The 14,396-nt window shown below is 49.8% G+C and carries 10 protein-coding genes; 1 reads left to right on the top strand and 9 read right to left on the bottom strand.

Annotated features, from left to right (window positions below):
* Positions 1-98: 98 nt before the first annotated feature.
* The 9 genes from AC6I8T_RS26195 to AC6I8T_RS26235 form a co-directional block, all read right to left on the bottom strand.
* Positions 99-1,790, bottom strand: a complete 1,692-nt coding sequence (locus AC6I8T_RS26195) for an ABC transporter ATP-binding protein/permease (protein ID WP_497834822.1) — start codon at positions 1,788-1,790, stop codon at positions 99-101.
* On the bottom strand, positions 1,790-4,561 hold the full coding sequence (locus AC6I8T_RS26200) for a M16 family metallopeptidase (RefSeq protein ID WP_497834823.1): 2,772 nt from the start codon (positions 4,559-4,561) through the stop codon (positions 1,790-1,792). The genes AC6I8T_RS26195 and AC6I8T_RS26200 overlap by 1 nt, the downstream gene beginning before the upstream one ends.
* A gap of 93 nt (positions 4,562-4,654) precedes the next feature.
* The gene (locus AC6I8T_RS26205) at positions 4,655-7,177 is read right to left on the bottom strand and encodes a TonB-dependent receptor plug domain-containing protein (RefSeq protein WP_497834824.1); all 2,523 of its coding nucleotides are present in this window, start codon (positions 7,175-7,177) and stop codon (positions 4,655-4,657) included.
* Between the two features lie 65 nt (positions 7,178-7,242).
* Positions 7,243-8,055, bottom strand: a complete 813-nt coding sequence (locus AC6I8T_RS26210) for a TonB family protein (protein ID WP_497834825.1) — start codon at positions 8,053-8,055, stop codon at positions 7,243-7,245.
* A 533-nt stretch (positions 8,056-8,588) separates the two neighbouring features.
* Positions 8,589-8,804, bottom strand: a complete 216-nt coding sequence (locus AC6I8T_RS26215; RefSeq protein ID WP_013508022.1) for a YdgH/BhsA/McbA-like domain containing protein — start codon at positions 8,802-8,804, stop codon at positions 8,589-8,591.
* A gap of 123 nt (positions 8,805-8,927) precedes the next feature.
* Positions 8,928-9,137: a DUF1471 domain-containing protein gene (locus AC6I8T_RS26220; protein WP_497834826.1), complete on the bottom strand. Its 210-nt coding sequence runs from the start codon at positions 9,135-9,137 to the stop codon at positions 8,928-8,930.
* Between the two features lie 520 nt (positions 9,138-9,657).
* Entirely contained in the window at positions 9,658-10,737 is a 1,080-nt protein-coding gene (locus tag AC6I8T_RS26225; RefSeq protein ID WP_208727006.1) for a Fic family protein, read from the bottom strand.
* 381 nt (positions 10,738-11,118) lie between these two features.
* On the bottom strand, positions 11,119-11,334 hold the full coding sequence (locus tag AC6I8T_RS26230; protein ID WP_013508022.1) for a YdgH/BhsA/McbA-like domain containing protein: 216 nt from the start codon (positions 11,332-11,334) through the stop codon (positions 11,119-11,121).
* Between the two features lie 123 nt (positions 11,335-11,457).
* Complete coding sequence (locus tag AC6I8T_RS26235) at positions 11,458-11,667, bottom strand: DUF1471 domain-containing protein (RefSeq protein WP_497834827.1); 210 nt, start codon at positions 11,665-11,667, stop codon at positions 11,458-11,460.
* A gap of 538 nt (positions 11,668-12,205) precedes the next feature.
* Between AC6I8T_RS26235 and AC6I8T_RS26240 the strand changes: the two genes are divergently transcribed.
* Positions 12,206-14,395: a hypothetical protein gene (locus tag AC6I8T_RS26240; protein ID WP_497834828.1), complete on the top strand. Its 2,190-nt coding sequence runs from the start codon at positions 12,206-12,208 to the stop codon at positions 14,393-14,395.
* Position 14,396 lies beyond the last annotated feature (1 nt).

Genomic DNA, 14,396 nt, shown 5'->3' on the forward strand with positions numbered 1-14,396 from the left:
CACGGTTGTACCGACGCAGATTACAGGAAGCGCTGCGCGGTACAGTATCCGTAACAGGACAATGAATACCGATAACTGGCCATAACGATCAGCCGAGGTCAGCCACTCATTTTTTCTGCTCTGCTTACGCCTGCCACGCTATCCAGATTAAGGTGCTGACCAAAATGCTCATCGATTTCAGTCTGGTGTGTTACTGCAACCACGGTACAGTCCGGTAGCCAGATTTTCAGAAGTTGCAGCATCTCCCGCGCCGACTGTGCATCCAGATTGCTGGTCGCTTCATCCAGCCACAGGATGTCCGGTTTCAACAGCAACGCGCGGGCAAATGCGAGTCGTTGTTTCTGACCGCCTGACAGTACCTGCTCCCAGTTCAGCCGCTTATCAAGCGCCCCACTCCACTCACCAAGACCGGTCTTACTGAGATACCGCACCAGTTTTTCCGAGTCTGGATCGGCAGGCTGCGGATAGCAAAGAACATCTCGTAATGTCCCTTGTCCGATATAAGCGCGTTGTGGCAGCAAAAGACTTTTGCCTTGCTGGCTTTGCCAGTGCCCTTCAAACCACGGCCAGACCCCGGACAGGGTTCGTAGCAATGTTGATTTCCCGATACCGCTTCTGCCGGAAAGTTTGCTCCAGCTCCCGGCAGGAAAACCGAATTGCATGTCTGACAACAGGGCTTTTCCCTGCGGAGTGGCAACCGTGAGTTTATCCACCTGTGTCATTTCACCCGACACACTGAGGTCCCGGTTGTTCTGGCACTCCGCGATTGCCTGGGAGAACTGCTCCAGACGCGAAATACTCGCCGACAATTCTACCAGGGCCTTATAAACACGGATGAACCAGCTCAGTGCCCCGTGAACCTGACCAAAAGCGGAACGTACCTGCATCAAACCACCCAGGGTGATCGTTTTTGCCATAAACAGGGGTAACGCGGCAAACACCGGCACAATCAGGCTGATACGGGTATAACCGGTGGTAAAGAAGCCAAGGTTACGCTCCCCGTTCATCAAGGCACGCCAGTTTTGTACGATGGCACCAAAGGCGCGATTCAGATGCTGTTTCTCCCAGGACTCCCCCTGATACAGCGCGATCTGCTCAGCGTTATCGTGCTTACGCAACAGGGCTGCGCGAAAGTCGGCTTCGGCGCGTTGTTTCTGATAATTCAGGCCATGCAGTTTCTTGCCAATCAGATGGGTCACCAGACTGCCCACCAGCGTGTAAAGCAGCGCAACCCAGACAAGATAACCTTTAATCACCCACTCCTGTCCGAACAGGGTGAAGGTCTGAACGCCCGAAAGCTTCCACAGGATCCAGACAAACGAGAACAGCTGAGCGCTGGTGATCAGGAACGACACCAACAGGCTGATGGTCTTATCAACGAAGAAGTTGATGTCTTCGGCAATACGCTGATCCGGATTATCGACCTTTCCGGTGAGCGACATGTGGTAGTACGCCTGTTTCGCCAGCCAACTGTCCACAAGCTGGGCCGTCAGCGATTTACGCCAACGAATAATGAGCAGCCGGGTAAACCAATCCTGGTACACGAACACCCCGATATAAATCAGGATGAAGACGCAATATTCCTTAACCAGGCTGTAGACCTTTGAACCATCAAACTCACCCAACGCATCATAGAAGGATTTGCTCCAGTCGTTGATCAACACGTTCAGCCAGACGATCGATCCCCCCAGGCTCAGAATGACGGCCAGAATTAACCATGCACTCCAGCTCTGCTTGCCACCCCAGAACGCCTGGCTGAGTTGCCACATCGTGGCCAGTTTCTTCTTCATTATTTCGTCTCTTGCGGCAGAACCGTGTAAATCACCAGATTGTCCGGGTTGTAGATACGCGATGCCATCGCACGTACGCCGTCTGTCGTGATGGCTTTATCCAGTGATGACACGCGGGAGAGATAGCCTGGATTATCATAATGGCGATAACTCAGTATCAGACGTCGCTGTAGGGTGTAGTAATCATGCTGCCGTGAGGTCTCTGCACGCTGGAACGAAGCCTTCATTTCCTGCACGGTGCGATCATTTATCTGGCTGTCAGCATTCTTAAACGCTTTTTTGGCGATCTGAACCAGTTCCGCAGCACGTTCAGGAGAGGTACTGAAACGCAGTTCGGTTTCAATACGATTGGTTTTATCGTTGAGTACGGTTTCTAAACTCAGGCTGTAGATCCCACGGGCATCATCGCGTAAAACGTTCTTCAGATGACGGTTGACAAGATTTTTGGCGATGCTGACCTGGGCTGCCCGTTCCGGTGACCATACTTCGTTGCTGAAACTCCACAACCTCACCTCGGCTTTCGGCTCTTTGTTGAGTTGACTACGTCGTTCTCGATGTCCGGGCAAAGCGAGATAAGGTTCGGCAGGCAATCCGGCTCCGCGTTTAATGCCCGCCAGATACCGTTCAACAGCCTGTCTGAGGGTGGCTTCGGGAAGATTGGCCATCACAAAGTAAGTCACCGGTGCCGCGCTGATTTTTTGCCACTGCGTTGTCAGTTGCTCAGTATTAAGGGCCGACAGTTGTGTTGCATCTGGCAGTTCAAGTGCCGGGCCGCCATAGCGCAAATCCGTCACCTCTATTTGGCGGAGAGCAAACAACGAACCTTCCTGCATAAGCCGTCGGCGCGCCAACATCATTACGCTGCTTTTCAGCGAGGCAGCATTCATATGATTATCAGTATGAAGTAGCTGATACGCGTGCAACAGGCTGTCCAATCGCTTGTAAGGTGCACTTCCGGTCACTTCCAGTGTGTCCGGTTGCTGACTGATATTCAGCCAAAGCTCCTGATCCCGTTTCCATTGCGCATAACCGTCGTCGGTCCAGCCGGTCGGTGCACCAAATCCTGCCAGTTGTGCAGCCAATTGTGCCTGCCAGGCGTTCAGCCCACGGCCCAGATAGCCCGCCTCGCTTTGTGCCTGGAACCACACGCGGTCTTTGGCCAACGGGGTTTTCATCCAGACCACGCGGTCGCCATTACTGAGTCGCCACTCCTGCACCGACTCTGCCGGGAAATTTTTCACGGATGTGCGTTTACCCGAGGTATCGTGTTCAGGTAATGGGACTGAGACCGATGTTTTTTCCTTCGCTACCGGAGTTAATGGCTCACCGGCGATCGTCGTCACCATCCGCTGAATTTCAGAAGGCAACGGCACACTGTAGACATACCTTCCCGGTACGCTGAACTGCACCAGTTGATCCGTGGCCTGTAACCACGTATTCAGGCGAGTGTTGATGTCGGCCATGTCGATGGTTTTAAGTTCTGCCACCGCCCGGACTCCGCGCTGTTGCGCGTCGGCATACGGCTGGTTCTGCTGCCACGCAATAGCCAGGGTCTGCACCCACTCAGAGAAAGTCCGGTTTTCCGGTTTTTCTTCCAGGCGCTTTGCCGCATCGAGGATGTCGCTCTTCACCCGTGCAAAGTCATCGACACTCAGTCCATAACGCATTAAGCGTTCGCGCTCACGAATCAACGTTGCCAGGCCCAGTTGAAAGTCACCCGGCATCACATCAACAAACAGGCCAAACGCGACGGTAGAGCGGCCTGTTTCGGATTTCCGCGCAACAATATTGCCAATGGAGTCTGGCAAGGCACTTTGCTGACGTTTGAGCTGACGGCTCAGCATAGTGAGGGTGATTTGGTTGATGAGGCGATCCCGATACCCTTCGGTACCCTGCATCTGTTTTTCATCAAAACGGTTTACCCACGAGACCTGGCTACCACCACTTTCCGAGTCCTGTAGATGGATCACTCGAAACTGTTTTTTCAGCTGCTGGTTGTATTGGCTTTCCTGACGGACCGGCACGGCAATGGCGGGCAACCCGGCAAAATGTTTTGTAATCAGCGCTTTGACTTTCTCTGGTTCAAAATCGCCGATGATCAGCAGGCGCATATTGTCCGGGTGATACCAGCGCTGATAAAAGGCTTTCAACGTGGCTGCCGGGGTAAGCTCAATCGACTCAACTTTCCCGATGGTTGGTCGGTCGGGATAAGGGGAATCCGCACGCAAGGCCGCGATGCGTTGCTGGTTCATGCGGGCTGCCACTCCGAGTTTGCCACGCCACTCTTCGAGGATGACTTTACGTTCATCATCCAGATCAGGCTGCGTTATACGCGCATGTGCCGTCATCTGTGCCAGTGCCTGTAAGGCCAGATCTAACCCTTTTACACCATCAGGCGGGCTCATCATGAACTGCGTACGTTCGTAGTTGGTTACCGCGTTATAGTTAGCACCGCGTGACCACCCCTTCTTAGCCAGTGCCGCCGAAACGCCCTCAGGCCAGGCGTCACTGCCGCGAAAAACCAGATGTTCGACCATATGCGCCACGCCTGACTGATCGTCGGTTTCATCAAGCGACCCGGCTTCTACGCTCAGACGAATATCAATACGCCCGGCATCTGATTTAATCGGTGCCAGAGTGTACTGAAGCCCATTATCCAGTACGCCTTCAGTCACCACCGGCAGCGTTGTTTTTGCGTCTTCACTCAGTACGGGCTGGGATAAGACCAGCAGAAAGAGTGCGACCCCTGCCAATCCTCTGCGTTTACACATTTTTCTTCCTTATCAGACTCAGTGCTGCAACCGGCTGCCCGCGGTGCAGGCAGCACAAATCCCCCGGCATTCCGCCGGAGGTAAAGTGGAGGGTTACCAGTTATAAGCGACACCAAACCAGAACTGCCGTCCGGTTTTGTAGGTCACTGTTTTGGAGGTAGAACCGGTGGTTTGCGTCGCTTCAATGACGTTATCAAGAACGTTCAGTACATCGAGCGTCAGCTCAATTGATTGATTCTGGAACGTGGGCTGAGACCAGGCGAAGCGCCAGTCGTAGGTGATGTAGTCTTTGTATTTGGTTTTCTCATACAGACTGGCGCTGCCTTCGTAACTGCCGCAGGCGCTGTTGTCACCCGGACAAGCCACAGTACTGATGCTGTAACCGGAGTAGCCTGCCGTGTACCCGAGATTCTGGCTCCAGTTAAGATTAACTGCCTGAAAGAAGGTATTGACGTTAATAAAGGCAGTCCACGGCGTGTTGAAGTCCAGCGCATCCATCTCGCCTTTTTCCATCAACTTGCCGTTAAAGATCACCATATTCTCGTCAGAGGTGGACTGATCGTAATACGTCTGCGAGCTGGATTTATTTTTAACGATGCTGGCACCCAGCTCCCAGCTAATGTCGGCTACTGCGAAGTGATACGGACTGATTGGCTGCGCGGTCAGAGACCAGGTGTTACCTTCTGTTTTCGCGCTGTTCGTGAGGATGTAGTAGTTATTACCGTTCGTATCCGTGTATCTGTCACGACCAAACTGGTCACGTCCTTTACGGTTAACCCATTTCACGGTCCACACGGTATCCATCAGACGCTGAGAAATGCCGAGAGAGAGTTCATCGCTGTAAGGCGTTTTCAGATCGGAGATGTCGTAATCGTAAGTGCTGTATTTGGTAGTATCACCGACCCACGGGCTGTTGGCATCCGTACGGGTCTGGACAATATTGGCACTGATCCCTGAGCGCAGTTTGTATGTCAGCAGGTTCTGACCGTAGTAACGGTTGGCACCACCAAACAGGCGGGTGCTGCGGTCACCAAACACATCCAGTGAGGTGGCAAAGCGTGGTGCGACAGTCAGGTTTTTCAGGAAGTCATCATACTGAAGTCGTACCCCAGGGGTAACTTCAAGTCGCTTGTAAAGCATACTGTCCTGAAGATAGAGCGCATAGTTGGTGTAGTTCCCCTCAACCGTGCGCGCCGGGTAGACCGTTCTGCTTTTGAAATATTGCTCACCATCAATACAAAAGTCATCACCTGCCTGGCAGACAACGCTGGTGTCTATCGTCGCGACTCCACGGCTCAACGCGGCATCACCAAAACGACGATATCTCGCCTGATAGAGATCGGTTTGCCAGCCTGCATCGAGTTGATGAGTGATCCCAAGAGCAGAGAATGGCGTGAACTCAGCATCTTGTTTGAGGGTCGTCGTCGTTTTATCGGTACCAAAGGTACCGTAGCCGCCCAGATAACCTAACTGAGTACTTGAACCTGAAGTACTCCCCCAGGTAATCGCATCCGAGGTAAAGTTTCTACTGTTATTAAAATGGTACCAGCTTTGATAAGTACTGGCTTCTTGTTCGATTTTGTTTTGTTCAAACTGATAACCTGCCAGACTGGTAATTTTACCCCACGGGGCAAAATGCTCCCATTCTAAATTGGCACGATAACCACCACCATTGTTAGTAAAGCCACCATTCTTTACATCAACTTTATAATAAGTTGACTTATGCGGCGCATACATTCCGGTCATGCGGAAAATATCACCATTATCCGCAAACCAGGTACCTTTTAATAAATAGGTTTCCGAAATTCGCTCCTGGTTAGTCCACATATCCAGGTTGGAATGGTACATCGGAATCTTTGATTCCTGACGGTTGTAGGAAAAGATCAAACCTGCACTGTCATTCAGGGGCTGATTAACACTGACAGAATAAAAGTTCTTGGTGAACTTAGGTTGATTAGCTTGCGAAGTCGCTTCCTCAAAACTTTCACGTTTTGACTCATCAATATGATAACGCGTCCAGCTATCTCGGGTGCTGCGCCAGGACACACGACCAGATGCCCGTTCAAGGTTGGCATCTTTAAGACGTGCATCCACCACTCCTCCGGTGAAATCACCGTATTTGGCAGCGACGTTGCTGTCAAATACCTCGAGTTTGTCCACCAGCTCCGAGTTTATCCAGAATGATTGTGTACCACCCGATGGCAGGTCAATTGGGCTGTAACCATCTGGATCATCACTGAGGTCGCCGTTTTTGTTGCCGGGATTGACAGTGTTGTTGTTGGAAAGACCGTCAATCATAAAATTGTTGTTGTAAAACTTCTCGCCGTGAAATGAGACATTTTCGGGAGCAATTTCGCCAGGGTTATTACTGGAATCCGTATTATTGGCGAATCGTACATTCGGATTATGTTTCAGTAACTCGGTGATGGTGCCATTACCCGTGGGATAACGCGCGATCTGTGCGGCGTTAATAACCTGCGTCCCCATCGTCTGACTGGTAGGTGCAGAACGAACAATAATCGTATCACCGGAATCATCTATCTGCTCAGCAGCTGATTCTTCTGTGGTGGTGTTTACGTCCTGAATTACGGTATTGGTGTCCGCTACCGTTGGCATAGCAAAAATGCTAAGCGGTATAATTATACAGCCTGTTATTTTCATGATTTTCCCAGAAGTGAAATTCAGTTTATGACCTGAATACGCCCATCTAACTTATAAATAACGGTAACAATCTGGTTTTTAACTTCACCAGTAATGTCATATCGCCAGCGTGTAATATCCCGCCGCAGATCGCTGCTAAATACACCCGCAGGATCTTCAGCCAGAATTTGAATATTTTTTATTGTTCCGGACGCGCTAATGTCAAATTGCACCTTCACTCTGCCCTCAACCCCCATAGAGCGGGCACGAGCGGGATAATTGACGCGACGGTTCAGCGCCCGCACCCTTGGTGTCGTTTCATTCCCTGCACCCTTCGCGGCGTGACCAGAAGTACTCTCTCCACCAAGAGCCGCATTTCCACCGCTGCCAGAGTTAACAGGAGCGGAAGAAGAACTGGATAATGTTGTTTGTTGCGCATGTTCAGTCTGCTGAAGCTTATCGGGAGATACTGGCAGCAAGACTGGTTTAACCACCGGACGTGGCCTGACAGGTTGGCTGTCAGCCGTGGTCGCTTTTGTTACCGGCGGCTTCTGCGAGGTGACTTTCTTCCTTTCAACAACAATATCTGCCTTGTCGACGACGATCGTTTTGGGCAATACCCCTTGCTCTTCCGGCGATGAAGATACAGGCACCGCAACCGGCAGCATCGGCTGATTTAAATTTACGACAGAGATTTCATTTCCTGTCTTACCTGCCTCGTTAGTGAGCGGCAAGGGCGTATTTCGGAAACTCGCCAGTAACACCAACAGCAGGAGATGAACAGCAACAGAGAAGCAAACAGGGAATGTTTTGCGATACAAGGACCAGGGAGACTGAGTTACAAATCCAGCCATCCCTGTAGACTTCGCAGAGGATCCAAATGTAAGCAAAACCCTTCCCCACCCTTAAATGTACGGCGTTTACACCTGCCTCAGACAGTTTTTAACCGGTGACTCAATGCCAGGATCCCCGATACGTCCCCAGTTGCACTATGGCAGATGAAAGTTGTAAAAATTTGATACGAACACTAACAATAATGAGAGTGATTTACAATTTCATTATCAATTAAGTGTGAAAATTTTCTGATTCTTACAATTTTTGGGTAATGGTATCGCTCAGAACTGCCTGACTGGCGTCCCTGCCCACATAACGTGCAGGGAAAGCTGAATGGTGGTCGAGCATCAGAAAAGTAGTAAAAGTGAGTTTTGGAGTAAATGAGTATTCACCCAATCAGGATGGGGCACAGATGAAAAACAGGCACCTTTTACGGTGCTTTTTTGTCGCTGATTCGTAGCGGCGCGATTTATCGCGCAACTGCCCAGTCTCCAGATGCGAAAAAGGCCGCCTTGCGGCGACCTCTTCCGGCACGTCCCTGTACGACCATCCGTTATTTGTACAGTTCTGCGGTCATGTGAACACGGTTATTGGTGTTCGCTTCGGTGATTTTGTACTGTGCACCCTGCTGGGCGGCCTGTGCGGCGATTTTCGCTTCTGCACCGTCCAGCGTTGAAGAGGTAACAGAGATGCTTTGCGCGAAGCTGGCTGCTGACATCAGGGAAAGAGCGGCTACAGCGGCGATTGACAGTGCTTTGATAGTTTTCATGGTCTTAATCCTTAATGGGTCTGTTTGGAAGGCTGTGTGCCTTCGATGAAAGTAATAATAACCATAGTTATCGTTTCGTGATTTATAATTAGTGCGATAACTGTGATCGTGCTAATTATTACCTTATTTGGTCAGTTCAGCTGACAGGTAAGCACCGTTGTCCACGCGTGCGCCGGTGATTTTGTATGACGCACCTGCCTGTTTGGCCTGTGCCGCAATTTTGGCTTCTGCGCCATCAAGGGTAGAAGCGGAAGCAGTGATGCTCTGCGCAAAGCTACCGAAAGAAACCAGTGACAGGGTAGCAACTGCAACGAAAGTTTTGATAGATTTCATGGTCATTTCCTCAGAAGTTTATTTAATCGGTGAGGCGTTGTGCCTCGATGTGAGAGAGAATAGACCTGTCGGCGGGTGAGGAAAAGCTGAGGGATTTGCTGAAAGAATTCAAATATTTTGAATAAAAATCAAACAACCAGTCTGCTTCATCACATTAACGTTGCCAGGACTCAACGTAATCCCTCTGAACCCAATACTCCCACCAGCCATTCATCAAATACACGTATTTGGGTACATAGATGACGGTGAGATGAGTAGATGATGAAGATAAGATTTCAGTCTTCAAGTAGGAGAGCCTTGGCAGAGCCTGATTAGTCAACGAGATGAGCTGGATCAACCAATTGAGTCATTTCCCCCTGAGAAGGTTTTCAATCGATTGAATAGGCATGGTCACAACCCATCGTTGTCTGACATACAGCCAAGTCGTGGCATAGATCACCACGACCAATATGCAATTACCAAATTCGTTACTGTATCTTGGCAAGAGAGACGACTGCGGATTGAATGTATTTGTTCTTTGTCAGCTATGGGCAATCAGTAATTTGCACAAGGGCTCGTTGATGTAATAGTTAGCCCTACCAACTTTCTGTTTAATTAAAAATTTATGTTCAACCAGTTGTTCAAGATACTTAGTAGCCGTTATTCGTGTCACACCCAACTCTTCAACAATAAATTCAATTTTAGTATAGGGGTGATTGAAAAGATTGTTGAGTAAATCCTGACTGTATATTTTAGGCAACTGATCGCGGATGCCATGTTTCACACTCGCCATCAAGGATTTCATTTGCGTAATAAGGGATATAGTGTTTTTGGCCGTATCAATAACGCCCTCAAGCATAAATAGCAGCCAAGGTTCCCAATTACCTGTATTTCTTACCTCTTGTAAATTAGAATAATATGCAGCCTTATGATAAATAATGAAGCGACTCAGGTATAAAACAGGTAGGTTGAGCAAGTCCTTGATCACTAAGTACAGGATATTTAAGATACGTCCTGTCCTGCCATTACCATCGTAGAACGGATGTATACTTTCAAACTGATGGTGAATGATAGCCATCTTGACCAGAGGATCGGCATCACAAATGCTGTCATCATTGATAAAGGTGATGAGGTTGTCCATTAGCGATGAAATTTCATCAGCATGCTGGGGCGGCGTATAGATGATTTCACCAGTACTTGCGTTCTTCAGGTCTGTCCCAGGAAGCCTGCGAAGACCAGCATTATTACGCTCCAATTGCTGTTGCACGGCAAGAATGTCACCAAGACGAATCAGCTTGTTTTTACGGGCCATATGGAAGCCTTGCTTCAGAGCAAACGCATAGTCCTGCACCTCTTTAGTGGCTGGGTTTGTAATGGCTTCCTGAAACAAACTGGCCTTGTATAGTTCATCGTGCGTAGTGACGATGTTCTCTACTTCAGAACTGTCTTTAGCCTCTTGTAATGAGAGGGTATTAATCAAAATGGCTTCATTTGGGATACTGGCCGCAACGCCCTTCAGCTCCGCAAGATAACGATGAGCTTCAGCGGTCTTTTTGAGTACCGCACGCGTTTCCCACTTCTCAATATTCGCCAAGGGTAGATGAGTAAGAATCGCTGACATAGATAAAATTGTCTCTTTTATATATTTGAGATTGATGACGTATATAGATAATCGCAAAAATTATACATTAACCCCAACACATGTATAGTTTCTACCACTTTTTATACATGTTTCACCTGTCAGATTTCAGCGTAAAGGTACCAGACTCTGCCGATTAACGACTGATTTCTTGAAATTTTTCACATTTCTGTAGCGCCCTGTTGCTTTCAAAGAACACGGCGTAGGCTGAGGGTAGCCAGTGCGCAGTGATGGTCGGTTGATGCATTACATTCTCCTCAGAGGACTGAGAAAAAATGTCAACGCTATTCAGGACGGGTCACAGATACGAAAAAGGCCGCCCTTGCGGCGACCTTTCTCGGCACTTCCCTGTACGACCATCCGTTATTTGTACAGTTCTGCGGTCATGTGAACACGGTTATTGGTGTTCGCTTCGGTGATTTTGTACTGTGCACCCTGCTGTGCGGCCTGTGCAGCAATTTTCGCTTCTGCACCGTCCAGGGTTGAAGAGGTAACAGAGATGCTCTGCGCGAAGCTGGCTGCTGACATCAGGGAAAGAGCGGCTACAGCGGCGATAGACAGTGCTTTGATAGTTTTCATGGTCTTAATCCTTAATGGGTCTGTTTGGAAGGCTGTGTGCCTTCGATGAAAGTAATAATAACCATAGTTATCGTTTCATGATTGATAATTAGTGCGATAACTGTGATCGTGCTAATTATTACCTTATTTGGTCAGTTCAGCTGACAGGTAAGCACCGTTGTCCACGCGTGCGCCGGTGATTTTGTATGACGCGCCTGCCTGTTTGGCCTGCGCCGCGATTTTGGCTTCTGCGCCATCCAGGGTGGAAGCGGAAGCGGTGATGCTCTGCGCAAAGCTGCCGAAAGAGACCAGTGACAGGGCCGTAACTGCAACGAAAGTTTTGATAGATTTCATGGTCATTTCCTCAGAATTTTGTTTAATCGGTGAGGTGTTATGCCTCGATGTGAGAGAGAATAGACCTGTCGGCGGGTGAGCAAAAGCTGATTGATTTGCTGAAATAATTCAAAAAAATTGAATAATAGTTAATCGGTAAATTGGACCGTTACGATCAGCGGTCTGTTTGCTGGCTAACATCAAATGGAGGTTTCCCGACAGGCGAAAAGATGACGCTATTGGGTCCTGGATGATTTATCCAGGTTTGCCATCAATAACCAACAGAAATTCACAGTCAGTATCAGCCGGATGTAAAGATGTCGGCCCTCAATGCGAAACATCAGGATAACCGTCATTACGCCGGTTTCTTTTAAAGGCTACGTTGTTTACCCCTGGCAGAAAGCTGTTCAGCGACCTTCTTTCTCTCGCTGTAGCGGTGGGTAAGACAAGTGGCCCGACAACTAAAGTTTGATATACAAGTGCCGATAGCATTTTTCTATTCTGACGTGCATGTCCTGACTACGGATAAGCACCTCGCTTCATCAGTAAGGAAACTGCCATGACGACGGCTGAAGCCCTACCCGAAAGTCTTTACCAGCAGCTACTACAACATGTCAGCACCCTGCTCAAAAGCATTGCACAAGATAGTGAAGACCCAACGCTGGCCAGTGCGCAAAGCCAGGCTCGCGAGAATCTAAACGCCATCAACACGACAATCACTGATGCAATCAATGAGCTACGTCGCAATGCAGAACATAAGACCTTCACCATCGCTTTCTACGGCGAAACCAATGCAGGGAAATCCACCTTGATCGAAACCTTGCGCATTTTACTCCAGGAACGCAGCAAACAGACGCAGCGCGAACAGTTCACGGCATTGCAGCAGGCATCAGGACTGAGTGAGGAAGCGTTGCTGGCTCTGGAGGCAGAGATTCGAACACTTGGCGACCAACACGATCAGGTACTGAGTGATATCGCCCAGGCAACCACTCGCCATGACGAACGCCAACAATATCAACAGTTGCAAGAGACTGAATTGGCTGATCAGGTCGGGAAAATCAAGGCCCGGGCGAATTTTTTGCAGCGCCTGCTCAACTTACTTCGCAAACTGCCCGAAGAGATAGCGTTGCTCCAGCTGCAAGCCAGTTCAGCAGCATTGTCCAGCCAACGCCAAGCTGAACTCGCACCATTGCATCAATTGAGTGAGACGATTCAGGGCCAACTGACAGCCGTGAACCACCGTCATGCCACAACGTTAAACAACCTGCACCAGTTATCGGCTTATGAAGACGGCAGCATCATTGGTGACGGGCGTGCGGATTTCACCCGGCAAACCCAGGCATATGAATTCGAAATGAACGGGCAAGCCTTCAAACTGCTCGACGTACCGGGTATTGAGGGCGAAGAAAGTAAGGTCAGCGAACAAATCAACAATGCAGTTAAACGCGCCCATGCGGTGTTCTATGTCACCGCCAAGGCTGCACCACCGCAAACCGGAGATGCCGGCCGGAAGGGCACGCTGGAAAAAATCAAAGCACAGCTCGGGGATCAGACAGAAGTCTGGACGCTATACAACAAACGCATCACCAATCCCCTGGCACTGCAAAAGTCAGCTTTAGCCAGTACTGATGAGCAGACCAGCCTGGGTGATCTGGACCGCACCATGACCGAACATTTGGGGCAGCACTATCAGCGCAGCGTTGTCCTCAGTGCGTTACCCGCTTTTTACGCCGCCGCGATTTGCCTGGTACCGCGTTCACCAGCAGCCACCAGCCGTCAGAAATTCCTCGCGACACAGGCACCCGAGGTGCTGCTGGAGAAAACCGGTGTCAAACAGTTCTGTCAGTTTCTGACCCAGGACATGGTCACCAACGTCAGAGAGAAAATTCGCCGTTCCAATCTGAATAAGGTGCAGCAGGTTTTCCATCACGTTTGCTCACGAGTTAAAGCGCTACAGACTGAAAACTTCGCGCCGTTGGCAGCGAAACTGGACGAAGAAGCGCAAAGTGCCAGGCATCAGCTTGCCATAGCATTCAAAGCCCTCAATTCGCGCCTGGCTAACGCTGGGGAGCAGTCGATCGGTATTTTCGAAGATGCCGTACGCACACGCATCTATGACCGCATCAGCGATGACATCAGCAATGATCAGTTCAAAGCAACGCTCGAACAACTGCTGGAACAGGAAAGTGCAACATTACAACGTGAACTTCCTGTTGCGCTCGACAAGCAGATAAGACTCTTTCAGGGGAACGTCAGTGACATCATTAAACGCTTCGAAGCTCATGCAGCCGAGCTATTAGACGGCTACGCAAAGGTGGGTAAAACCCGGCTAGCCAGCGAATTTGATCTGAAAATTGATATCGACAATGGCATTAGCGTATGGGGGATCCTGGGAAGCCTGGCAGGGGCGGCAGCAATGATCTGGAATCCGGTGACCTGGCCCCTGATGGTGCTGGGAGCGGCAGGGATCTTAATCAACCTCGCTAAAGCAGTCTGGAGTTTCTTCGACTCTGACTACAAGAAAAGTCAGCAACGCAAATCCGCTGATGAAAACCTCGAAAAAGCCTGCGACACGCTTCGTGAAGGCTTTTCCAACACCCTGAAGCAAGCACTCCCGCCGCTGCAAAAGGTCATCGACCAACTCGACCACGCGCTTGGACAACCTGCCGTGCAAGCCCGCCACATTAACCAAACACTTGATGTCGCCCATCTCGGCCTGAAGAAGATGGCTCGCGACCTGACTGCCTGAG

It is taken from the genome of Pantoea sp. X-Soil-OKNW-556, from assembly GCF_059730695.1.